At 71.1% G+C, this 24,638-nt stretch carries 15 protein-coding genes; 12 read left to right on the forward strand and 3 right to left on the reverse strand.

Annotated features, from left to right (window positions below; translation table 11 throughout):
* The first annotated feature begins 950 nt into the window (after positions 1-950).
* The 3 genes from ABZ479_RS15755 (at position 951) to ABZ479_RS15765 (ending at position 13,921) form a co-directional block, all read left to right on the forward strand.
* Positions 951-7,409 carry a hypothetical protein gene (locus ABZ479_RS15755; protein WP_500462114.1) on the forward strand — a complete coding sequence of 2,153 codons (6,459 nt, stop codon included), beginning with the start codon at positions 951-953 and terminating at the stop codon, positions 7,407-7,409.
* Between the two features lies 1 nt (position 7,410).
* Positions 7,411-11,034 (forward strand): hypothetical protein, encoded by a 3,624-nt coding sequence (locus tag ABZ479_RS15760; RefSeq protein ID WP_500462115.1) that lies wholly within the window; start codon positions 7,411-7,413, stop codon positions 11,032-11,034.
* Positions 11,035-11,848: 814 nt separating this feature from the next.
* Entirely contained in the window at positions 11,849-13,921 is a 2,073-nt protein-coding gene (locus ABZ479_RS15765; RefSeq protein ID WP_500462116.1) for a serine/threonine protein kinase, read from the forward strand.
* A 117-nt stretch (positions 13,922-14,038) separates the two neighbouring features.
* Here the strand turns inward: ABZ479_RS15765 and ABZ479_RS15770 are convergent, their stop codons facing one another.
* Positions 14,039-14,269: a hypothetical protein gene (locus ABZ479_RS15770; protein ID WP_500462117.1), complete on the reverse strand. Its 231-nt coding sequence runs from the start codon at positions 14,267-14,269 to the stop codon at positions 14,039-14,041.
* A 423-nt stretch (positions 14,270-14,692) separates the two neighbouring features.
* On the opposite strand from ABZ479_RS15770, the gene ABZ479_RS15775 reads away from it, so the two are divergent.
* From ABZ479_RS15775 to ABZ479_RS15800, 6 genes are all read left to right on the forward strand, one after another.
* Complete coding sequence (locus tag ABZ479_RS15775; protein WP_500462118.1) at positions 14,693-15,466, forward strand: SDR family NAD(P)-dependent oxidoreductase; 774 nt, start codon at positions 14,693-14,695, stop codon at positions 15,464-15,466.
* 235 nt (positions 15,467-15,701) lie between these two features.
* Positions 15,702-16,301, forward strand: coding sequence for a molybdopterin-dependent oxidoreductase (locus tag ABZ479_RS15780; protein ID WP_500462119.1), 600 nt, complete (start codon positions 15,702-15,704; stop codon positions 16,299-16,301).
* Complete coding sequence (locus tag ABZ479_RS15785) at positions 16,271-17,026, forward strand: ferredoxin reductase (protein WP_500462120.1); 756 nt, start codon at positions 16,271-16,273, stop codon at positions 17,024-17,026. Before ABZ479_RS15780 ends, ABZ479_RS15785 begins: the two co-directional genes overlap by 31 nt.
* Before the next feature lie 279 nt (positions 17,027-17,305).
* Positions 17,306-18,712: an FAD-binding oxidoreductase gene (locus ABZ479_RS15790; RefSeq protein ID WP_500462121.1), complete on the forward strand. Its 1,407-nt coding sequence runs from the start codon at positions 17,306-17,308 to the stop codon at positions 18,710-18,712.
* A 147-nt stretch (positions 18,713-18,859) separates the two neighbouring features.
* On the forward strand, positions 18,860-19,198 hold the full coding sequence (locus tag ABZ479_RS15795) for an ATP-binding protein (protein ID WP_500462122.1): 339 nt from the start codon (positions 18,860-18,862) through the stop codon (positions 19,196-19,198).
* 377 nt (positions 19,199-19,575) lie between these two features.
* A complete protein-coding gene (locus ABZ479_RS15800; protein ID WP_500462123.1) occupies positions 19,576-20,466 on the forward strand; it encodes a COG4705 family protein in 891 nt (296 codons plus the stop codon).
* A 116-nt stretch (positions 20,467-20,582) separates the two neighbouring features.
* Here ABZ479_RS15800 and ABZ479_RS15805 read toward each other — a convergent pair whose 3' ends face one another.
* Entirely contained in the window at positions 20,583-21,521 is a 939-nt protein-coding gene (locus ABZ479_RS15805; protein WP_500462124.1) for a M56 family metallopeptidase, read from the reverse strand.
* A 10-nt stretch (positions 21,522-21,531) separates the two neighbouring features.
* The gene (locus ABZ479_RS15810) at positions 21,532-21,915 is read right to left on the reverse strand and encodes a BlaI/MecI/CopY family transcriptional regulator (protein ID WP_500462125.1); all 384 of its coding nucleotides are present in this window, start codon (positions 21,913-21,915) and stop codon (positions 21,532-21,534) included.
* A gap of 142 nt (positions 21,916-22,057) precedes the next feature.
* On the opposite strand from ABZ479_RS15810, the gene ABZ479_RS15815 reads away from it, so the two are divergent.
* From ABZ479_RS15815 to ABZ479_RS15825, 3 genes are all read left to right on the forward strand, one after another.
* Positions 22,058-22,714 (forward strand): DedA family protein, encoded by a 657-nt coding sequence (locus ABZ479_RS15815; protein WP_500462126.1) that lies wholly within the window; start codon positions 22,058-22,060, stop codon positions 22,712-22,714.
* A 131-nt stretch (positions 22,715-22,845) separates the two neighbouring features.
* Entirely contained in the window at positions 22,846-23,682 is an 837-nt protein-coding gene (locus ABZ479_RS15820; RefSeq protein WP_500462127.1) for an undecaprenyl-diphosphate phosphatase, read from the forward strand.
* A 309-nt stretch (positions 23,683-23,991) separates the two neighbouring features.
* A complete protein-coding gene (locus ABZ479_RS15825) occupies positions 23,992-24,198 on the forward strand; it encodes a hypothetical protein (protein ID WP_500462128.1) in 207 nt (68 codons plus the stop codon).
* Positions 24,199-24,638: the final 440 nt, after the last annotated feature.

Consider the following 24,638-nt stretch of genomic DNA (forward strand, 5'->3'; position numbering starts at 1 on the left):
CGTCAGCCGACAGTCACCTGACGGCGCTCTCCCTCGGTGACGTAAGGTACGTCCGCTGCGAAATGGACTTGATGGCCGGGGCGGAGACGGTCCATCACGACCTGTACGGGGGCGTCGCGGAGGCATGGACCCGCGATGCCCGCTTCGTTCACTCTTTGAGTGGGGACCGTCCGTACGCTTCGTCACCGATGAGAACAGGGTGCCGACGCTCCGGCTGATGCCCCGTCGGCTGGGCCCGTCTGGTGAAGCGGGGCTCAGGCAGGCGGCGCGCCGGCCGCGACACACTGCCGGGCACCGGGGTGGTCGACAGCCATTTCGGGTCTCTCGAGGAACCGGTGCCCTGCGCACACCCCTCCCGCTGCGGCTGAACGCGCCGAACGTGTCCACCCGGGATGCCGCGGCCTGTGGCGCTGTCCTCCGGGGCCACCGTGCTGCAACAGCTCGTCTGCGACGGCAACGCCGACCATGTGCTGTTCCCCGACCGCGCGGTGGAACGCGCCGAGCGGATCATCGGTTTTCAGAATCCGGTGGGGTCGACAACACCTTTACAAACGCTTCCGGCACGTCCCCAGAGTCGGCTCGGACCGCGGACTCGATCGGCCCGGGTCAGGGAATAGCAGGGCAAGAGTGAATTCGGGTGCGTATCGTTCGAACCCGAGGCGGGGCTCGGACCGGGGGGTTGCGAGATGAGTCTGTGGGACCAGCTGGCACCTGCGGCACGCGACTCCGGTGCTCTCACGGGGCTGCGGCAGATGTTGCAGGACATGGGGCTCGCCACGGATGTCGACGAGTTAGCCGGACCGCCCCCTCAGCGGTCGATGCGGGGGGAGTGGAGCCCATCGGGGGGACGCGGGTTGAGCCTCGATCCCGGCACCGGCCGTTTCACGCTGGGGTCGGCGGAGCGGACCCCAGAACTCCGACAGACACCGATCGAGTTCCCGGATCCCAGGGTGACCTTCGAGTTGCTGGTCGACCTGGACACTTCCGGCGGCTCGCCGACCGGGCCGTTCCGGATGACGCTCACCATGCCGAACGCGATCGCGCGGCTTCCGTTCCTGCGCGGCGCGAGGCTCGACGCCCGGGGCATGCTCGAAGAGGACCCCGCGTACCCGGACGTGCGGTTCCTCCTGCCGCGGCTGACGGTCGAGTGCCGGTGGGCAGGTGCAGACACGGGGCTTACGACGCGACTCGCGTCCGCGTCGACCGTACCGCCGGGTGGCACCGACCCGGCGGACGTCTACGAGTTCGTGCGCATGGAGCCACCGTACGCTCTCGTGGGGTCGGGCGGCGTCATGGGTTTTGGGTTTCGCACCGCCGCCCTCGATCTGAGCGGTGTCAGCAATCCGCCGGGTGCCGCCCGCGCGATGCCGCTGGACTGGCAGGGCTTCTGGCTGCCCGAAGCGCGCCTGTTCGTCGCGCCCAGCGGCATGGAGGGGCTCGCTGTCAACGCGGGGGTGCGGGATCTGTGGATCGGGCTCGGGCGGGACGCCGGAGTCACCGGCGTCTTCGAGGCCGAGGTCGTCCAACGGGGCAGCAACCCGCGGGTCAGGGTCCGGTTCCAGGACGACGCGGGTCGCTGGTACGACGGTGCCGGGCCCGACGTGGCCCTGCCCGAACGGTCGACCCTCCTCGTCGACGCGGTCGGCGGCCTCGCCCCGTACACCTACGCCCTCTCGGTGGACGGCACGACGACCACCCGGGACCGGGCCCCGGTGACCACACCCGTGACCGGCGGCATCCCCCTCCAGATCACGGTGACGGACGCGGCGGCCCACACCACGACGCTTTCGCTGACAGCGACCCGCCGCCCGGTCGCCGGGGCCGGCCCCGGCCCGGCGGGCGTTCAGCCGGTGACCGCCGACACCACGAGCACCACCGGCTCGCGCATCGTCGTCACGGCCCAGACAGCGACCACCGCGGTCGTCCGCCTCGAGCCCGACGGCGGCGACATCACGTGGACCTGGGACGGTGGAGGCAGCGCCAGCGGGGCCACCGCGACCATCCCGGTCCCGGGTGACGCGACGGACATCACCGTCGGTGTCGTCGCCGACAGAACCCGCGCACCCGGCGCACCGGCCGAGCTGCACTGCTACTTCCGCTTGGACCACCCGGGCAAGGCCGAAGACGGCCTGCCGTCGGACGTGAACTTCGCATACTCGTGCAACCCCGACAACACCCGCACCCGCAAGGCGCTCCCCGACGGCACTTTTGAGCCGGGCTCCGAGCCATTCCTCGGCGGCCCCAACGAGGCCCGTCTCAAGGCGCTGCCACCCGGCACCTCATTCCTCGTCGACGGCTTCGCTTCCTACGACAACGACTCCAGCACGACCGCGCGGCTCAACAACCTTGACCTGAGCGCCCGGCGCCGCGACGCACTCGTCCACCTCCTGTCGAAGTCGGGCCACGGCGCCACCGTGACACGTGGCACAGCCCACGGTTCCGAAGCGCACCTCGCCGCGGGCGGCGACCAGGCCCAGCGCAACGCGTACTGGCGAGCCACCGCGATCGTCACGGCGCCGAGCGGTGTCACCGAGAAGGTCCATGCCACGTTGCAGCGCGCCGCCGCCCCTCAGCCGGCACCGGCCGACCAGGTCGACCCCGAACCGGCGCGGACGCCCGTCCCCGACTGCTTCCGTACGATCGGCATCCGCGTCGAGCTGGTCCGCAACGCCTTCGTCCGCGCTGAGGTCTACGGAGAGTTCGACGTCCGGACGGCCGCGGAGATGCGGCTTGCGGCCAACTCCGCCGGCAGGATCCCGCCGCGGACCAATCCCGGCGATGGTATCTGTGCCTTCCTCGTCCGACTGCGCATCGACGAGCAGCGCACGGCGTGGACCGCCTCCGGCGACTTCCAGGCTCTCGACAGCGACCTCGACGGGCTTGCCAGGCTCGAACGCCCCACGTCCGGCTGCGCCACCGGCACGGACGTGATCGGCGCGGTCGCCGCGCTCGCGCCGCTGCTCGCCGTCGCGACCCCGCCGTCACCAACCGCCGGTGAGCTGGTCACGCTCGGCGTCGCCACCGGCGTGGTGGTGGCACTTGCCGCCGCCGGCCGGATCAGCACGAAGTACGTCATCCTGCGCGGCGCCGAACTCGTCGCCTCCGACGGCCCTTCAGGCACGGAGGTCAGCGTGCTGCTCGACGTGGAAACGGGGTTCTTCTTCGACGCCGGGCTCGTACGGGTGCCGCAGGACCGGCCGGTCGTGGCACGGTACAAGGCGGTCGGCCTTCGGTCGACGTGGAACACCCGCCCGGCAGCCGGCGGCGTCGAACACGTACCGCTGTGGGCCTTCGACCCGACGAGGGGCTACAGCCTCGACGTGCCGAGCGGCGCCCTGGTCACCCGCGATCCGTTCGACCAGATCCTGCGGGTCCTCGGATTCCGCGTCTCCCGCGACAACCCTGCCTACGTCGAGGCCGAGCTGGGCATCGGTTTCGACCTCGGCATCGTCGACATCGACGCCGTCCGTGTCCGGCTGCGACTGGACGCGGTCGAGCCCCCGCAGATCACGGCCTTCGGCGCCACCATCAACGTGCCCGGTGTGCTCCATGGCTCCGGCTACCTGTCCCTGCCCGGCGACGGCGGGCTCGAAGGCGCCTTCGACCTGACCGTCGTGCCGCTGAACATCCGCGCTGCCGCCACGCTGAAGATCGCGCAGAAGGGCGGCGCCACCGGTGTGTTCGTCGGCCTGGAGGTGGAGTTCCCGGTGCCGATCGTGCTCGGCAACTCCGGCCTCGGCGTGTTCGGCGTCCTCGGCGGAGTGGGCGTCAACTTCAAGAGGATCGAGTCCGCAGGTGTGCCGGCGCCCGCGCTGAAGTGGCTCGAGGAACAACTGCCGCGCCCACTTGGCGTGCTGGCACCGCAAGGCTGGGAGCCTGACCCGGGGAGGTTCGCGTTCGCCGCGGGCCTGCTGCTCGGCACCCTCGAGGGCGGCTACGTCGTCCACATGAAGGGGGTCGTGATCCTCGAGCTGCCCGGGCCACGGCTGCTGCTGGTCATGAAGGCCGACGTGCTCAAGACGCCGCCTGCGCTGAGGGGCAGCGGGACCGCCACCTTCGTCGCCGTGCTCGACCTCGACTTCGCCCGTGGCACGATCACCGTCGGCCTCGCCGCGGAGTACACCGTCGTCGAGTTGCTGCACGTCCGGGTCCCGGTCACCGCGTTCTTCGACACCCGGCACGTGTCGGACTGGTTCGTCGACCTCGGGACCTTCAACGAGCCGGCCACGGTGCGCGTCTTCGAGTTCATCGAAGGCACCGGGTATGTGATGGTGCACGGCGACGGCATCACCCATCCGCGGCTGCCGGCCGTGGCGACCAGTGGCCTCACCGTGGCCGTCGGCTTCCATGCGCAGTTCGTCTGGGGCAGTACCGGCGCGGGCCTCTACCTCAAGGTTGCCGGTGGCTTCGACGCGATCCTTTCGTTCAAGCCGTTCGCGCTCGGCGGCATCGTGGAGATCTCCGGCGAGCTTCGGCTGTTCGTCGTCAGCATCGGCGCCCAGGCCCGGCTCACCGTGCTGGCCGGGCGCGGCACAGTGGACGGAGTCGATGTCGAACGCACACACATCAAGGGCGAGGTGTGCGGCACGGTCGACTTCTTCTTCTTCAGCGTCTCCGGCTGTGTCGGCTTCGAACTGGGCGACCCCGACGTCCCGGAACCGGAGCCGCCACCGCTGGTCAGCGGCGTCGCCCTGGTCAGCCGCTCGCCCGCGCTGGTCGAGGGCAGCGCCACGGACCGGGCCGTCGACGGCAAGCTCGTCGACGCCCGCGACCTGGCCGACCAGGCCGGGGCGGATCCTCAACCGGTGCCGCTGGACGCGATCCCCGTGGTGCTGTTCGACGTACCGGCCGGCATGGCGCCGGACCTCACCGTGCTCGGCCGTACCGTCCTGGGCAGCAACGGCCAGAGCGCCAACCCGTGGGTTCGCCGGGGCCGCCAGTGGTGGCGCTACCAGGTCACCGCCGTCGAACTCGACGGCGCGCTCTCCCCGGGGGAGACACCCAGTGCGTGGTGGGCGCGGGGCAATCCGGGCGACGCGCAGCACGGTCCGGCGCTCGCCCTGCTGTCCTGGCTGCCCGAACCGCATCCGCGCGCGGTGCCCTACGGGGAACGGCTCACCGCCACCGTCAGGGAGCAGTGGGGCCGGATATGCGATCCCGCGGCCCAACCCGCGCCCGTACTGTGGACGTTCCACGAACTGCCCACCGGCCCGAGCCCCGTCGGCTGGACACTGGACGGACAGCCCTGGCCGGATCCGCAGGACACCGTGCGCAGCACCACACCGCCGGCCCGGCTCCGGGTCACCGAGCGCTGGCGGTGCGGCATCGGGCCGGCCGACCGGCTGCGCGGCATCGAGGCGGCCCGAGTCATCGGTGACGTGGTGCCGTGCCCCGACCCTGGGCGGCCCGCCGAGCCGACCCTCCAGGGTTGGGCCACCGGGCAGCCAGTGGGGTTCAGCCGTGCTGCCGGGATCGACGCCGCCGTACTCCTGGAGTGGAGCCAAACGGTCGCCGACGGTGCGACGCTCCACGACCTTCGCGCCGCGCACGTCGCCAAGGGCTGGGACCCGCGGCTCGCCCGCCAGTCGCTCACCTGTACGGGCAAGCTGCTGCGCTCACCGGCGGGGGACGGCAGCCGTCCGATCCTCTCGGGGGACCTCGACGACGAGAAGGCCGTCGTCAGGGCGTGGGAGGACACCCGGTTCCGGCCCGGTGACCTCGGCGACGCGGTGCAGTTCTCAACCGTGGCCGCACTGCACGCGTTCACGGCGCTGATGCTGGTACCGCGGTGGTCCATCGAAGGGCTGCTCGTAGTGCGCTCCCTCGACGCATCAGGCGCCGTGCTGGGCGAGCAGCGGGTCGACGCGTCGGCGCTCGTCACAAACGGCAATCCGCTGCCCGGGCGGTGGACCGATCCGGCCGGCCCGTGGGCCGAGCGCGTCGAGCGTGCGGGCCGTATCGCCGCTCGGGTCGCGGCCCGCGAAGACGGGCTCGTACTGGTGCTCGTTCGCGGCGACGTGCCGCGCGACACACTGACCGTGGAGATCGGCTGGGATCGCCGACGTACGCAAGGCGATGCGCCCGCATTCCACGTGCTCGCCCTCGAAGGGCTCCTGGCGAGCGAGGTCGACCGGTACGCATGGGACGACTCCACGGCCTCCACCCGGCGCGGGGCACTGCAGGCCGCGCTCACCCAAGGCCCGGACCAGCACGCACTTCTGACGCCCGGCACGCCGTACACCCTGCGAGTGAGGTGGCGGGCGGCCCATCTGGCGCAGGACGAACTCCCGCCCGTCACACCGGAGCCGGCCTGGGGGGCCGAGCAGACCCAGGAGTTCCGTTTCGTCGCGCAGGGCGTCGCGGAGGTGCCATCGCGGCTCGAGCCATGGGTGCTGGCCACGACACCCGGGCCGGACGACCGGGGTGTCTTCTGCGACGAGGTGGTCCGACTGGCGTTCTCCTCCGCTACCGTCGACAAGCTGTTCACCGCGTACGGCCAAGAGCTGAGGGTCGTGGTGCGCGCCGCATCCGGGCGGCACCCGGCCCCGCCGGGCGGCGGTCCGGCCGGCCCGCGCCTCCTCGACTTCGCCACCGCGCGTCCCACCACGAACCTGGCGATCTACACGCCGTGGGAGCAGACGGTCCGCGAGGTTGTGACCGGGGAGTGCCTGCCGGAATTCGGTGAGCGGGTGGACCACCGGGTCGTCGACCTGCCATACGTGTTCGAGCCGTGCACGGACCACCTGCTCGACATCGAGCGCGTGCCCAGCGGCTCACCGGTCGGCGCGACCGGGGTACGGGTCTTCCGGGTCGGCTTCACCACCTCACGGTTCCGTTCGCTCGCCGAGTTCGCGGGCATGTTCAGGGCCGCGCCCGTCGAGCACCTCCTCGTGCGCGATCCGGCACCGCTGACGACGCTGCCCGCCCGGCCGGCCGGCAGCACGCTCGACGAGACCTTCTCGGCGGCGGGGCTGGCCGTTCCACAGGTGCCCCGCTACCCACGGATCCAGGTGCTGTGGACCGGTGCCGCCACCCCGCAGCCGGTGGCCGTCGTCGTCGAGTCCAATGAGCCGATGTGGCGCTCCCGGCCGATGCCGACTGTCGTGACCGGCCCGGCCGACGCTGCCGACCCGGCGCACCAGTGGTGGGCCGCGCGGCCGGCCGACTGGCTCGCGCTCGAGCAGATGACCGCCGTGCCCGGCCCGGACGAGCCCCCGCTCGCGCCGGTCGGGCGGATCGTGCGCGGCCCGGGCGACACCCGTGCCCTGCTGCTGCTCGGCCCCGATGCCCGCGGCAGCGAAGTGCGGTTGGGATTCCGGCGGCGCACCGACCCGCTCGCCGGTGTGCCTGACGACTTGGTCGACGCGGTGCCGGTGCTGCTGGGTGCCGCGCCCTGGGAGGAGAGCTGACATGGCGGGCCGGATCGCCAGCGTGTCCCGTTTCCGCGCCGAAGGCGTCGTCGCCCCCTGGCCCCAGATCGCCAGACGACACCTCCAACAGTTCGACCGGCCGGCCGACCGGGAGCGTCTCAAAGGGCGCTTCGCCGAGGTCCACCTTCGGTGGGCCTGCTCCGACGTGCTCGGCGCACCGCCCGGCCCATTCCGCGTCTGGGCGCGCAAGCCGCAGCGGCGCCCCGCCGACGTGACCGTCACCGCGACCAGTCACCCGCTCGGTGTGCTGCTGCAGTGGGACGGGCACAGCGCGGTCACGATGGAGGTCGAGTGCACGGCCGTGGACTCGGCGCGCGCCGTGGCGCTATGGGGGTTCCGTGGTCCGGTCGGCCCGCTGGCGGCCGTGGGTGTCGTGGCGGCCAACCCCACGGTCGGCGAGGGGGTCTCCCTCAGCCTCCGCACCGGCGGCATGACCCACGCGCTGCTCGTCAACGGCCGCGACCCCGACGTACAGGTGGACCACCTGCGCGATGTGATCGACGACGACGGCTGGGTCGAAGTGGAGCGGGTGGGACTGCCGGTGGACGCGGGCCGATGGGGCGCCACCACGTACGACGCGGGACCGCAAGGTTTCCTCGGCGCTCCCCGCGACCCGGCCGACGCCGCCGTGGAACGCCTGCGGCGCGGCGGCCCGCCGATCGGCTGGTGGCCGCTGACCGAAGCCGGCCGCATCGCGCCCGAATGGGAGCCGCCCGACCCGGCCGCCCTGGTAGGCGAGGTGCGCACCGTACTGCTCCCACAGATCGAGCCGCTCTACGCCCCAGGGCTGCCGCCCTTCCGACAAGCGGCCCTCCAGCCCACCCTGACCGTGCCACCTCCCGAGCAGGACGGCCGAGCTTCCAGGCAGCCCTCACAGGCCAGGACGCCCTTGCTGGGCGCGCTGCTGGTCGCCGGCACCACCGACCCGTTCCTCGCCCTGGCCACCGGATTCGGCACCGCGTATCCGCTGGACGAGCGGGAACAGTTCGCCGGGCAGGACTTCATGGTAACCGCCGACTACCCGGACACGCCCGAGGGCGGCCCCGCGACCTACGCGGCGGTGGTGCCCTGGCCCAGCCGACACGGCGACACCGCTGCGGTCACCGGACTGTCGGCCGCACGTGAGGGCCTCGTGCGCCCGGCCGCGCGGGACGAGCCCTGGCGCGAGACCGTCCGGCTGCGCTGGGACCATGTGGAGTCCAGCGCGCTGCTCGGCCGGCCCAGCGGCGTCGCGCTGGCCCGGTACGCCACGACCGGCGGCACGCAGGCCGAGCCGATGACCGACAAGCGGGACTCCGGCGGCCGGCACACCCCGGTGCCCACCCGGGCGCCGTCTGCGCCCGGCGCCCCGCCGGCCGACCACGAGGTCCAGGTCGACATCGCGGCGACGATCCCGATCGGCAGCGGCGGACGCTCGGCCGGCTACGCGGTCGCCGTCCAGGACGTCTTCGGTGTGTGGTCCCAGTGGGAGGACACGCGCTACGCCGGAGACGAGCCGGTCGCGTCCTCCCCGCGGGTCCTCGCAGTGCGCCTGGACACGGCGTACAAGGGCTCACCCCTTTGTCCCACCACGTTGGAAGTGCACCTCGCCCTCGACTGGAGCACCCGTACCCCCACCCGGCTCGACGTGTTCGCGGTGCTGTTCCCGGCGCCCTCCACCAGTGCCGAACCGCCGCCGGGGGTCACACCCACCGGCCCGCCGCCCGCGGGGTGCCTGCGGCTCGACGTGTCCCTTCCGTTCTCGGGGGACACACCCGTGCCCTCCTCGGGGGTGACGGTTTCCTGCCTGGACCCCAAAGGTGAGGTGGAGGTCCCCGCCGGGCCGGCACAGTCCGACGACGCCCGCCGCTACCGGATCACCGCCACCGTCCCGCAACTCGACTTCGGGTCGAACCAGCACTGGGGCGTCGCCCTGTGGGCCCGCGAGGACATCGCGGTGCTGGGCGGGCCAGGCCCGCTCTCTCCCAACGGGGGGCCGGCACGGGCCTACGCCGCCACACCAGTGCCACCGATGCTGCCGCCACCGCCGCCGCTACCCGGCGTCCCCGTGGGGAGCTCACCGGACGCGGACGGCCACAGCCACGTGCGGGTGGCCTGGTCGACGCCGGCCGGCGAGGTGTCGCGGTTCGTGGTGTACGAGGTCGCGGAGACGGCGCTTCGTACCGCGGCCGGACTCAGCCCACGCGCTGCCGACGGCACCGTACCGGGTGCCCGGCTGGCGGCGTTGCGGACGGCCTATGACGGTCTTGCGGGCGCCCAAAGACGGGCACTGTTCCGCAGGGTGCGCGAGGCCGGTGCCGCGGCACGCGAGGCCGACCTGACGCTGCCGCGCGGCTCCACCGACATCCACCTCTTCGGGGTCACCGCGGTCGGTCCCGCCAACGTGGAATCGCCCTGGCCGTCCGACCACACCCACCTGAGGGCGTTCATGGCCCCGCGCATCCTCGCGCCTGCGGCACCCACGGTGACGCCTTCGTACGGCCCGGTCGGCACGGCGATGGGGGTCCGGTTGGAGGTGGCCAGTACCTCGGCCGTACCCGTCGATTCCTTCCTGCTCTTCCGCACCCGTTCGCCTTTCGCTGCCCAATCGGCGCAGACCATGGGGCCCCCGTTCGCCGACATCGAGGCGACGAAGGTGACCACGGACCCGCCCACGCCGACAGGCGGGCCGTGCTACACGAGCACATGGAGCGGCACGCTCCCGGAGTCGTGGGAGCCCTGGCTCGTGCGCGCGGTCGCCGTCCCCCGCCGCGGGGTGCCGGTCGACGCCGTCGTGGGCACGCCCTCACCCGGCTCGGCGACGGTGCCCGTCCAGCTGCCGCCCTCCGCGCCACCCGACCTGAGTGCCCTCGTCACCGACGACTGGGACGGCACGGGCATCGTCGTCTCCACCAACACCACGGCGCCCTCGTCCCCGACACCGCTCGGTCCGCACCTGCTCAGCGTGTCCGTCGAGGCCGCGGGCACCGAGTTGTTCCCACGCCTGGAGAGCCCGCTCGACGCGCTGCCCCTCGCGGATCCGGCCGGGCGGCCCGCCGGCGCGGACAACGGCCCCGTGCTCGTCCGCGGTCCGCGCGCATCCGGTCGTACGCCGCTGGCCGTGTGGTTCCGCCGGTCCGCGGTGACCGATCCGGTGCGGGTGACCGTGCGCTTGGCCGACCCCTTGGGCCGAGTCACCGTCGAAGCCGTCGAGGTGCCTCCCGGACCGCTCGGCACGCCGCCGACACTTGACATCCTCGAAGCCTTCGAGCTCGCGGGCCGCGGCGTGTTCCTCCGGTTGCGCAGCGACGCCCCCGTCGTCGACGGAGGCGCCGGTCCCCACCTACTCTCCGTGGTGGCCACCCCCCGACGGGCACCCAACGGCCCGCTGTTGCCGCTGCCGCGTCCGATGAGCCTCACGGTGCCGCTGCCCGATGTGCCCACCGTGGTCCCGGACCGCCCGTTCTTCACCAGGGCCCCGATCCAGGTTGCGCGCACCAATGACCAGTCGCCTTACATGTACGAACTGCTGGTGCGCACCGGCGCACCGCTCCTCGTCGCGGTCGCCGTCGTCGCGCCCGACGGCCTGCGTACAGACCGGCGGACAACTGTGGCTCTCGGCTGATGCCGTGCATGCGCTCTCCCGGATCCTCGACTTGTAGTGCACGGTCTTTTGCCGTGACGGGTGAGAGATGATCGGAGCCGAGCCACTGGCAACCCTGGCGTCGCGACGTCCGCCTCGGGCGACGCCGTCGTCGTCTGGGACGAGGACACCGACACCAACGGCTCCTACCCGATCGGCCCGGTGAAGGTGGCCAAGGCGCACGGAGCGGTCACCATCAGCCGCCGCAGTGCCGGCAGCCTCGGTGACGAGCAGCGTCAGCGCCCGGCATCGGGGCGGCGATCGCTCAGATGTTGCTCAAACCTGGCTATGCGTCCGGTCGGGCTGGGAATCATCGGAGCGAGGTGCGCGGGGGTTTGTGCGGCCGACTGTTACGGCACCGTCAGCGGTGACAAATGTCAACGGGGGATGACACGGGGATGGTGGCGGAGTTCCGGACGAGCCGGTTACCGGTGGGGGAGCGGTTTGCCTGCAGGCGCAGCCAGACGACCGGGACACTGCTCCGCCATACGCTGCGCAATGAACATGCGTCAGGCCTCCGGGCGGAGTTTTATCCGCTGGAGCTGGGTGCCGTGCACATTTCCGGGCTGCGGTACCCGCGGCTGGAGACGCACCGGCCGGCGAAGCCGATCAGGCGGTTTGATCCCGAGGACCACCGGCTGATGCTGAACCTCCGCGGTGGCCACCGGATCGTCCAAGGAAGTTAGGACACCTCACATGCCGGCGGGAGGGAGGCGCACTTACCCCATCCGGAGAGGTGACCACCCGTGGGCAACAACCCCGGGTGAAACGGTACGACGCGGAGGGAGGACCTTGGGTGGAAGCGCTGCGGGCGGGGAGGGACCCGAGCCGGGTGGGGCCGTACGAGCTGCTCGCCAGGCTGGGCGGCGGGCGGATCGGCAAGGCGTACCTGGGCCGATCGCCCGGCGGCGAGTCGGCGGTGGCGGTCAGGGTCGTGAACCGTGAGTTCGCGGCGGACGAGGCCTTCCGGAGCCGTCTCGCGGAGGGTGCCGCCGGCTTACGGGGGGTCACGGACGGCACCTTTCATGCGGCGGTAGTGGACCTGGACGCGGAGGCCGAGCGGCCGTGGCTGGCCAGTGTCTTTGTCGCGGGGCTGTCCTTGGCGGAGGCGGTGGACGAGTACGGAGTGCTGCCGCCGGAGTCGGTGGCAGCTCTGGGAGTGGGCCTGGTCCGGGCCTTGCAGGTCCTGCACGCCGCAGGTGTTGTTCACGGGGGCGTGAAGCCGTCCACCGTCATGGTGACCACCGACGGTCCGCGCCTGGTCGATCCCGGGCTGGTACCGGCCGCGGAGGCCAGCGCCTTGGCGGAGCGCGGGGTGCTTGTGGAATCCCCGGAGTTCATGGCGCCGGAGCAGCTCTTCGGGAACCGTTCCCAGGCGGCGAGTGACGTGTTCCGTCTGGGGGCCGTGCTGGTCTTCGCCGCGACTGGTCACCCGGTCTTCGGAGAGGGATCCCGTCATGAGCTCGCCCGCCGGGTGGAGGACGAGGAACCAGACCTGGAAGGTCTCGTACCGCCGCTTCGGGAACTGATTGCCCGCTGCTTGGCCGTGGAGCCGGCTGACCGGCCTCTTCTCACCGACCTGCTGGGCCCTCTGGCCGCCGTCGCCGGCCCGGCGGCCGCGGCGGACGACGTCGGCGGGCCACGGGCAACGGATTGGCTGCCTGCGCCACTCGCGGCCGCCGTACGCGCCCACCAGCAAGCGGCAATCGCCCCGCAGCACCCGATGGTTTCACGGCGCCACCTGATCACGGGTGCGCTCGCGTGGACCGCGATAGGCACCGTTGCCGCGGGTGCGGGGACCGTCGCCTACAAGATCCTCCGTCCGCCCCGAGTGGAAGCGAACTGGTACGGCGGCGTGCAGCGGGGCTTGACGATGAATCTGCCGGCGTCGGTGCGGGACGGGACTTTGATCGGCCCGCACTTCTCCCTGCGCGTGCGGGGTATCGCCGTGACGGAGGAACTCTCCGAGCTGGGGGCAGCGGCTCTGAGGCTGTACAAGGCTCGGCATGCGGCGGAAGGTCAGGAGTTCGTCGTCGTCACCTTTGCCGAGGTCGAGGACGCGACGCCCTGGCGAAGGGGCCTGACCGAGACGTCGCAGAAGAAGGTCTCCCTCACTGTGGAAACCGGCGGCCGCGCACGTCTCGTCAGCACCTATCCGTCCGGACTGGACAACGAGACGGTAGGACCCGCCACGCTCGCTCTCAGCGTGCCCAAGGGCGCACCGGTGACGCTGCGTGTCACCGACGAGGGCCGCACCCAGAGCATGGACCTGCGCACCGGGGAACGCGGTGGCGACGCTGTGGCCGCTTACTACAGGCCGCTGCCGAAGCTCAAGGTCACTGCGGAGGACTACGAGGCCTTCGGACTGGTATCACTCGTGAACAGCCGTCCTGTGCGGATGGGCGTGCGCTTCGCCGAGACCGAAGCCTATGTGGGCCCGTGGGTGCGGCCCGGGGGCTGGGCCCGGCCGGGGCGCTGGTGGCTCATGCTCCGATGGGCCGAGGTGTACACGGGGTTTGCGACAACGGAGCAGCTGCGTAACGAGTACGACAGGAGCAGGATGTCGCTGTCCGGCCAAGTCCACTACGGCAAGAGCTTCACCCTGCACTCCGGCGGCAAGACCTACCAGCCCAGGGGGGCGGACACCATCGATTGGACAGAGTCCGAAGTGCCTTCCCTGTACAGCCACAGCGTCGTCTTCGACGTGCCCGAAGGCTGGCACGAAGGCGGCACCCTCGTCTTCCGCCCGAAAGTCTCACTCTCTACCGGTCTTCTGAACGTGGAAACGGGCGAGTTCGTCGCCGGACCGGTGACTTGGGACCGCCGCTTCCCGGAGCACCGGATCACGCTCACACCCACAAGCCGGTAGCTCGCTGCGCCTGCTGTCCAACCCGGGAGCTGATACGACGCGACGAACCGGCCCCGGCGCGCCCATTGAGGGCGTGTCGGGGCCGGTTCGGGGGCGGTGCCGGTGCCGGCTACCGGGTCAGCGGTGGCACTGCTTGTGGGCGGGGCGCCAGGTACGGGTCCAGTGGCCGGGGTGCCAGCGGTGGTGCCGGTCCCGGAAGCCCGGGTGCCACTGCCGTGCCCAGTGGCCCGCCGTCTTCATGCAGTGGTGCGACGCTTTCGGCGGCCGGTGGTCCTGCGGAGCGGCTGACGCGCTCCCGACGGTGCCGAGGACCATGCCCGAGGCCAGGGCCACTGTCGCCGCGCTCATCGCCGCAGCCCTCTTCAACCCATTGATCATGTTCAGGCCTTTCCGTGCGAACCGGGAGCCGAGGCCCCGGCACTGCCCGGACCGTTCGCCCGGGCATGCATTGATCCTCACGCTCCGGCGTCGCTCGATCACCGCATGACACCGCCTCTCATGAAATCCCATGCAATTTCTCATCTGTTTCAAAGGCAGGCTCGCCGTGAGCCGTCGCGTGCGTCCTTCACGTCGAGAACCTTGGTCGGATCCCGCTGACCGTAGGACGGGTCCACGCACCTCCTGTTCGCCGGACGGACGGCGAGGCCGCTGCGAATGGCGCCGTAGATGACTCGTAGAGCTGCTGTAGATCCTGCGGTGGCAGGCTCGAGTGCACACAGGCAAGCACACAGGCAAGAAGTGCTCGCCGCTCAGTGTGGAGAGTGATTTCGTATGGCCACGGACTTCGAAGGTAAGAAGCTCGTCGTGATCGGTGGCGCCAGCGGCATGGGCCTCAAGGCCGCCGAGGATGTGATCGCGGGGGGCGGCAGTGCGGTGATCGTCGGCCGCCCGGGTCGGAAGCTCAACGACGCCGTCGCAAGCCTGTCGCGCTCCGGCAGCGCATGGTCGATCGAGGCCGACCTGGCCGACTGGGACCAGGTCGTCGAGGCGCAGAAGCAGTTGGCGGAGGACCACCCCGATGCCACCCTCCTCGTCAACTCGGCAGGGTTCTTCCTGCCCAAGCTCTTCCTCGACTACGAGGTCGAGCACTACGACTCGTACCACGACCTCAACAGGGCGACGTTCTTCCTGACCCAGACCGTCGTCCGGGCCATGGTCGCCGGCGGTCAGGGCGGCGCCATCGTGAACGTGGGCAGCATGTGGGCGCACCAGGCCCTCGCGGTGACACCGTCATCGGCCTATTCGATGGCCAAGGCCGGCCTGCACGCCCTGACGCACAACCTGGCCATCGAACTCGCCAGCGAGGGCATCCGCGTGAACGCCGTGGCTCCCGCCGTCACCAGGACGCCCCTGTTCGAGAAGGTCTTTCCCGAGGACCAGTTGGACGATGCGCTGGAGCAGCTGAGCGGCCTGCACCCGCTCGGCCGGGTCGGCACCCCGCAGGACGTGGCGTCCGCGATCGTCTTCCTCCTCTCGGAGGCCTCGAGCTGGACCACGGGCGCCATCCTCAACGTCGACGGCGGAGTCATGGCGGGCCGCAACTAGCGGCATCTCTCACCCCCCACCCGGGGCAGCTACCCAGCACCCACCCCGGGCGGGGCAGCCACATGGCGTCGATGACGGTGCCCGCGCACGAAGGAGCCCGTAGGCGGGCCATCCGAGAGCGACGCTCGAATGGGCATCTGTGGCCGCGCCGGCACAGGTAAGAAGTCGCCTCCGCCGGGCGCTCACCTCCGTAGACGCCCGCAGGGCTCACACCGGACGAACAAGGACGACGAACATGGCGTTCATCTCGCGTGGCTTCCACGGCCGAAGGCCGCCGGCCGGCACGAAGCTGCCGCCCGGGCAGTACGAGACGACCGGCTTCCCGGTGCTGTCCGCCGGGCCCACGCCCCGCATCCGGCGGGACGACTGGAAACTGGCCGTGACCACGGAAGCCGACAAGCAGCACGTGTGGGACTGGGCGGGCCTGATGGCACTCCCGGCGGAGTCCCCGACCGTCGACCTGCACTGCGTGACGAAGTGGTCGAAGTTCGGCACCCAGTGGCGAGGCGTGTCGCTGGACGTCCTGCTCGCGGACGTGGAGACGGCCGCAGAGCACGTCCTCGTCGGCTCGTACGGGGGCTACACCACGAACATCCCCCTCGCCGACCTGGTCGACGGCAAGGCATGGATCGTCTACGGCTACGGAGGCGAGGACCTGGCGCCGGAACACGGTGGTCCCGCCCGGCTGCTGGTCCCGCACCTCTACCTGTGGAAGTCCGCGAAGTGGGTCCGTGAGATCCAGCTGCGGCGAAGCGACGTGCCCGGCTTCTGGGAGAGCGCCGGGTACCACAACTACGGAGACCCATGGCGAGAGCAGCGGTACCAGGGAGACTAGGCGACCGGCTCCGGTGGCGGACCGCCGAAGTGACGGGTCGGCGCGTGGAGTCGAAGACGGCCGTCACCCTGACACTGGACGTGCCGGACTGGCCCGGACACCTGGCCGGCCAGCATGTGGACGTCAGGCTGACCGCGGAAGACGGCTACAGCACCCAGCGCAGTTACTCGATCGCCTCGGCCTCCAACGGCCGGACCCTCGACCTGACGGTCCAGCGCACGCCCGGCGGGGAAGTGTCGCCCTACCTCGTGGACGAGCTCGTGCCCGGGGACGGGCTGGAGCTGCGCGGGCCTGTCGGCGGCTGGTTCGTCTGGAGGCAGCAGCAGACGGAGCCGGTTCTGCTGGTGGCGGGCGGATCGGGACTCGTGCCTCTGATGTGCATGATCCGCGCGCGGAAGGCCGCCGGCAGCCGGACCCCCTTCAGGTTGCTCTACGCGGCGCGGACCCCGTCGGACGTGTTGTACGGCTCCGAACTCCGCCAGGGGGCGCCGGGGCTGGATACGACGTACCTCTACAGCAGGGAAGCCCCGGAGGAATCACGGCGCCCGCCGGGGCGCATCACCCCTGAGGACTTGGCCCGCGGCGGCTGGCCCCCCGACTTCGAGCCGACCTGCTACGTCTGCGGGCCCACCGGGTTCGTCGAGAAGGCGGCCGCCTACCTGGTGCTCCTGGGGCATGCGCCGGAGCGGGTACGTACCGAGCGCTTCGGCGACAGTGGAGGTTGAGAGGGCGTCCGAGAGTCGCTGGCAGGGCCTGTGCCCGAAGTCTCGGTCGTTGACGTGACCGTCGCGACGAGCGCCGGCCCGCTGCCCGGGGCGCCGGCCGGCACTGGACCGGCGCCGGGGTACCCCAAGGGCTTATAGATGGCATCTGTAATATAAAAGTCCACCGCCTGCCCATCAGGCGCACGGCCCTGCCGGCGCCACTGCACCACCGATTCGCACGCGCGGGATCACTCATGGGCGACCGCCCAGGGACCCCGCGGCACAATCCACGAGGACATCATGATTTTTGACGACCGCTTCAGACCCGTGTCGGCTGCGGAGGCGGCCGAACTCGCATCGCTGGTGTGTGGCCCGGTCCTGCTGCCGGGCGACGAGGGCTACGACGCAGAATGCGAGATCTACAACCTCAACCTCTCCCTGGAGCCGGCGCTCGCGGTCGGCGCCGCCGACGCGTCCGACGTGCGGGCGGCGGTCTCCTTCGCGGCCCGCCACGGCCGGCCCGTGACGGTGAAGACCACGGGCCACCAGCAGGTCGACCCCGCCCGGGGCGGGGTACTGATCAGCACCCGGCGCATGAAGGGCATCACCATCGACGCCGACCGGCGACGCGCACGCGTCGAGGCCGGCGTGATCTGGCAGGAGGTAATCGACCAGGCGGCCACCGTCGGCCTCGCCCCGGTGAGCGGGTCGGCGCCGCTGGTCGGTGTGGCCGGCTACACCCTCGGGGGCGGACTCAGCCCCGTCCTCGGCCGGAGCCTCGGATACGCGGCGGACCACGTCCGCTCGCTGGACGTGGTCACCGCCGACGGCGCGTTGCGGCACGTCACGGCCGACACCGATCCCGAACTGTTCTGGGCCCTGCTCGGGGGCAAGGGCAACTTCGGGGTGGTCACCGCGCTGGAGTTCGACCTGTTCCCGCTGACCCGCTTCTACGGCGGCGGCATCCACTTCCCCGGCGAACACCTCGCCGACCTCCTGCACACCTGGCGCACCTGGCAGTCCGACATGCCGGAGGAGATGTCCTCCTCGCTGGCCGTACAACGCCTGCCCCCGCTGCCCGAGTTGCCGGAACCGCTGCGCGGGGCGTTCGTGGTCCACGTGCGCTTCGCCTTCCTGGGCCCTGCGGCCGAGGGCGAGCGGCTGATCGCACCCCTGCGCGCGGCCGCCCCCACGCTCGTCGACACCGTCGGCGAGATGCCCTACACCGCCATGGGCGCCATCCACCTGGACCCCCCGACGCCCATGCCCTACTACGACCGCACGACCATGCTGCGCGCCTTCCCCGCCGAGGCCGCCGACACGCTGGTCGAACTGCTCGGTCCCGGGTCGGACTCCCCGCTGGCGAGCGTCGAGATCCGCATGCTCGGCGGCGCACTCGACCGGCAGCCCGCGGTGCCCAACGCCGTCTCGACCCGCGGCCTTCCCTTCGTCCTCTTCGGCTTCGGCGTGGGCGGCCCCGACCAGGCCGGGTTCCTCGGTGGCGCACTCGACGGGGTCATGAAGGCGATGGAGCCCTGGGCGGACGACCGCAGGATGGTCAACTTCCTCTCCACCGAAGAGGCCACCGACCCCGAACAACTGGAAGAGGTCTACGGCACCGACCACTTCCGGCGCCTGACCGCCACGAAGAAGGCCTACGACCCGGCCAATACGTTCAGGGTGAACCACAACATCCTGCCCGGCTGACGTGCCACCTGGGGCCGGACTCATCTGTCCGGCCCCAGGTGGCCCGGCCACGGTCGCCCACGCCGCCTGGCAGCGCCCCGGATTCGGCGCTGCCAGGCGGCGTGGGGTGTGCCGCGGATACCCGTACACGGTGCCATCAACGCTCTCGTGTCGGGCCGCGCGGTCGCGTGGCGGCTGCCGTGCCAGGTCCTGGACGTCCTGCTCGACAACGCCCACCGGCACGGACGCGGCACGGTGCGGGTGACGGTGCGGGAGCTCGGGGGAGTGCTCGCTGTGGACGTGGAGGACGAGGGCACGCTCACGCTGGATCCGACCGTCCTGTTCTCCCGCGGCACCACCACCGGTCAGGGCAGTGGCATCGGACTGGCGCTCGCCAGAGAGATGGCTGCCGCCGCGGATGGCCGCCTCGCCCTGACCCGCGACCGTCCGACGACCTTCACCCTGCTGCTGCCCCACCACGGCGAAGACCTCCGCGGAGCGTCATGACACCCGATCCGGGCCACGCGGCCCGGATCCCGGACGCCCGGCGTGCCTTGCCGTCGTCCGGCCATGGTCCGCTCGTAGACTGCAGCCGAACGTCTACACATCTGTAGACGAAAATGCGGGGCGCCGGCTGCGAGGCACCCGCTCTCTCAGCGAGGTCGCCGGCCATGCCCTTCGCGATGCCTGAAGCAGCGGACCCGGTACGCCCGGACCGCCGACTGGACGACGGCCCGTCCGGCGCGGACTCAGGCCTGATAACAGGCTGAACCCGCCCCGGGACGCCCCGACGGCAGGAGGACGGCCAGGGGCGGCGATTCCGTGTCCCGCATGGTTCCTCCATGCCGGTCGACACTCATTCGCGACACTCCGGAGGGACGGAGATGGAGAAACCGCAGACCCTTGCCCTGACGCCCGCCGCCGGCATCGACGACCGTGCGGGCATCGAGGCGCCCAGGAAACTGCCACAGGTCACCGCCGCCTTCTGGATCATGAAGATCGCCGCGACGACGCTCGGCGAGACCGCGGGCGACCTCTTCGCCCAGACGCTCAAGATCGGCTACTTCCTCACGACCATCGCGCTGCTCGTGATCTTCCTGGCCACCCTGGCCGTGCAGCTCCGCTCGCGACGCTACAGCCCCTTCATCTACTGGACGGTCATCCTCTCGACCAGCACGGCCGGCACCACGATGTCCGACTTCATGAACCGTGACGCCGGCGCCGAGTACCTCGCCCACGGTTCGACGTCCCTCGGCTGGGGACCCCAGGGGCTGGGTCTGGGCTACCCCGCCGGCGCCGCGATCCTCGTCTCCCTGCTGATCGCGGTCTTCGCTGCGTGGCGGCTGGCCAGGCTGCCGTTCACCCTCCAGGACATCCACACCTTCCGCGCCGAAACCCTGTTCTGGACGGCCATCCTCGTGTCCAACACCCTGGGCACCTCGATGGGCGACTTCCTGTCCGACAGCTCCGGACTCGGCTACGCCGGCGGTGCACTGCTCATCACCGGGCTGCTCGTGTGCCTGTTCGCCCTGATGTACGTCCCCGCCGTACCGAACGTGCTGTTGTTCTGGATCGCCTTCGTGCTCACCCGCCCCTTGGGCGCCACCGCAGGCGACTTCCTGACCAAGCCCACCGCCAAGGGCGGCCTCGACCTGGGCACCGCGGGCTCCTCGGCCGTGCTCCTGGCAATCCTGTTCGGGTTCATGGGGTACGCACATCTTCGCGGGCACCGGAGCGCCGAAGAGCAGGGCGGGAGGCCCGCACCGACGCCATGACGACGTGCCGGGCCCTCCCCACCGGTCCCCGGTGAGAGGCGTCAGCCGGAAGAGCGCCGGAGCGGTGACTCGCACTGCCGCCCCCGATGCGAGGCCCCTTCGGACCGCGGGCTCCGCTACCCGGCGCCGACGACTTCGAGCAAAAGGTGGAGGTCGTGCACGGCGTCAACGGTGGACAGGGCCGCCACCGCCAGGACCGCGGCAGTAACGGCAGCCAGGGCCGGGTGGTGGCGAAGCGGCGGAGCGAGAAGGGCGGCGACCCGGCGGGGCACGGGCCCGGCGCCGGCGAGCGCGGAGGCGCGGCGACCGAGGATGCCCAGGGACGCCCACGCGGGCCGGGCGGGAGCGCGATGGGCGGCGAGGGCGGCCCGGCCGACCGTATGGGCGACCCGCCTGCGGTCACCGGTCCTGGCGACGGCGTTCTCGTCGGCCCAGCGTTCGATCGTGTACGTGACGGCGGCGGCGAGCGGCCGCAGGAAGGGATTGGCCGCGGCACCGAGCTGGGCCAGGGCGACGAACGCGTAGTGGTGACAGGTCAGGTGAGCGCGTTCGTGAGCCAGCAGGATGTCGCGCTCGGAGGCGTCCAGGGTGCGCAGCATGCCGGTGGAGACCACCACGCGGCCGGGCAGGCCCGGAACCGCGAAGGCGTCGGGGATCTCGTCGTCCACCACGACCAGGCCGTCGTGCGCGGGCATGCAGGCCGCTTCCAGCGCGGCGGTGGCCAGCGAGTGGGCGCGAGACCAGAGCATGCGGACGGCCATGACGACCGCAGTGCCCAGGAGCAGGCCGGCGATCAGCGCCACGGACATCTCGGCAGGGTCGTTGCGCTGTGCTGCCCGGGCGGACCAGTGCCCGAGGTCCGCCAGCTGGGGGACGCGGATCAGGCCGGTGACCGCCAGCAAGCCCAGCGAGACCGTGCTCGCCATGCCGAGGACCACGCAGACGGAGGTGAGCAGCCAGGTCGCCAGGCGCGGATCGCAGCGTTCGGACAGCGGTCGCGCCCCGAGCGGGGCAAGCAGGGACAGCAGCAGCGGGAGGTAGACGGCGATGCGCATCCGGGACCCTCTACGGATTCTGGTCGGGGCCGAGCAGCTGGCGCAGCAGGTCGGCGTCGGCGTCCGACAGCCCGTCGGCGAAGCGGGCGAGGACGGCCTCGCGGTCCGGCCGCTCCTCCAGGACCGAACGCATCCGCCGGGCGGCGAACCCGGGCTCGTCGGTCACCGGGGCGTAGGCGTAGGCCCGGCCGCGCTGGGTGCGGGACAGCAGCTGCTTGGTGTGCATGCGGGTGAGGATCGTCACCACGGTGCTGTAGGTCAGCTCGCCGCCGAGGCGTTCGGCGACCTCGCCGGGGGTCAGCGCGCCGTCGGCCTGCTGGAGCAGGCCCAGGATCTCGGCCTCGCGTTCGCCGTTGGCCCGCTTGGGGCCACGGCCCTGTGGGGGAGTGCCCATGGAGTTTGCCGGTCCTCCTCACATCTTCTACAGTCGTGTAAAACTTCTACGGCGGTGTAAAACCCGCCGTCCCCCGAGTGTGCCATGCGCCCGCACCAGAAAGCACAGCCCCCTGGCCGCGCACGGCAGGAAAGGCTTACCAGTGCCCCTCGCCCTCAACCCGCTGGACGCCACATCGCTGCTGACCGCGTTCGGCACGGTAGGCGTCTTCCTGGTGCTGTTCGCCGAGACCGGACTGTTGATCGGCTTCTTCCTGCCCGGCGACTCCCTGCTGTTCACCGCCGGGCTGCTGTGCACCACCGGGACGGACGGCCTGCACCTGTCCCTGGCCCGGGTGCTGGTGGCGGCCGTGGCCGGGGCCCTGCTCGGCGCGCAGACCGGCTACCTGATCGGCCGCCGTACCGGACGGACCCTCCTGGCCCGGGCCCGCAACCGGCACCTGATCGACGGCATGAGCCGGGCCGAGGACCTGCTCGCCCGGTACGGCCACGGCAAGGCGATCGTGCTCGCGCGCTTCATCCCCGTCGTCCGGACCGTGCTCAACCCGCTCGCCGGCATCGTCCGCGTACCCGCCAGGACCTTCGCGCTCTGGCAGATCACCGGTGGCCTGGCCTGGACCGTCGGTCTCGTTCTCGGCGGCTACGCCCTCGGCGCGAGCGTCCCCAACGTCGACCGCTACCTGCTCCCCATGGTCGCCGTCATCGTCGCTCTCTCCCTGCTGCCGCTGGCCCTGGAACTGCTCCGCTCACGCCGCCGCAACCGCACCGGCACGGAGACGGCCCAGGAGCCCGTGGCATGACGATCACTTGATCCACAACGGCCGGCCCGCACCTACGGCGAACTCTTCGCCGACGGCGTCGCTGCCACCACCCGCGCCTCCGCCACCGTCCCGCCCGCGCCACCCGCACCGCATCACAGAAACGGACCCAGATGAGCGCCATCAGCATCGGCCAGGCCGCAGTCCTGGGAGTCGTCGAAGGAATCACCGAATTCCTCCCGGTCTCCTCCACCGGCCACTTGAAGATCACCGAAGGACTGATGGGCATACCCGTCGACGACACCTCCGTCGTCGGCTTCACCGCCGTCATCCAGGTCGGCGCGATCGCCGCGGTGCTCGTCTACTTCTTCCAGGACATCGTCCGCATCGTCTCCGCCTGGGGCCGCGGCATCCGCAACCGCGAGGAGCGCCACCACCACGACTACAAGTTCGCCTGGTGGGTCATCTACGCGACCATCCCCATCGTCGCCGTCGGTCTGGCCGCCAAACCGCTCGTCGAAGGCCCCCTCGCCTCGCTGTGGGTGGTGGCCGGTTCGCTGATCGTGGGCAGCGGCGTGATGTGGGCGGCCGACCAGATGGGCCGCCACAAGCGCGGCGAGGACGACACCAGCCTCAAGGACGCCATGCTGGTGGGCAGTTCGCAGATCCTGGCACTGCTCTTCCCCGGCTTCTCCCGCTCCGGCGCCACCATGTCCACCGCGCTCGTCCTCGACCTGGACCGCGTGGCCGCGACCCGGCTCTCCTTCTTCCTCGGCATCCCTGCCCTGACCGGAGCCGGCCTGTACGAACTCAAGGACGCCGTCGGCGCCGGAGTCGGCGCCGCCCCCCTGCTGGTCGGCACCGCGGTCTCCTTCGTCGTCGCCTACGCCTCCATCGCCTGGCTGCTGAAGTTCGTCGCCAAGCACTCCTTCAACGCCTTCGTCGCCTACCGCGTCGCCGTAGGCCTGCTGCTCCTCGGGCTCCTCACCACCGGGGTGCTCACCGCGTGAGGCGGTCCGGGGGTGTGCTGCAGGACACTGAAGCGGGGCGGCACGACCCGTCCGCCGTTGTGATGGGCCGGCCAGGTGCTCAGTGAGACGGCCTGACCAGCCCCATCTCATAAGCGGTGATCGGGTCTGCTGCACGATCGGGTGACATCTTGACCTGACCCACCTCTCAGATTTCAGTTTTGGTGGCTAACTGACAGCCCTTCACGGAAGGCTGGCAGCCATGCCTCGTCCCTATCCTCCGGAGTTCCGGGCGCGCGCCATCGCGCTCATCCCCGCGGCCAGTTAGCCACTGCAGCTGGAACCCAAACCGTGGGGCAGGTCAACCTGTCACCCGAACCTGCATCAGACCCCAGGAACCAGGGCTGGCTCGGCGAGGTCGCCGCCATTGAGACCACCATGGCCGCCGCCGCCCAGAAGCTGGAGGCCATGCGCGACCGTGCAGCCCAGCCGTCCACCGTCCACCTCGGCATGCCCGACATCCGCAGCAGCGTTGGTCGCATTACTCCGGAGCTGTGACACACACGGCCGCGCAAGAAGTCAGCATCCTCGGGAGGGGCGGCCCCTCGACCTAGACACCCGCGTAAAGCCGTCGGTGCCACCATCGGTACGGCCTCCCGCTCCAGTCCACCCAGTGGCTTGGATCAGGATTGTGCAGTGTCCTGCTTCGGAATTCCGCATCAAGACTGGCAAGTAGTCGTCGCAATTCGGCGCGTGCCGGAAGCGGGAGCATGCCCACTATGTCCTCCAACGCGTCCCTGACCACTGCGACATCGTCGTACTGGCACCCAGGACAGGCCGGGCACTCCGAGGCAGTCAACCTCAGCTTCCGGCCCGGCTGGCGCAAGAACTTCCGGTAGCTGGAGAGGAATTGCGAGGTTCGCCCAGGCTGGACCTCGCAGCTGTGAGAGCTATGTTCCACCAAGTGAATCGCGGCACTCGTGTCAGCCGACAGACGG

The sequence above is a fragment of the Streptomyces sp. NPDC005722 genome, assembly GCF_040630935.1.
Classification (GTDB): Bacteria; Actinomycetota; Actinomycetes; order Streptomycetales; family Streptomycetaceae; genus Actinacidiphila.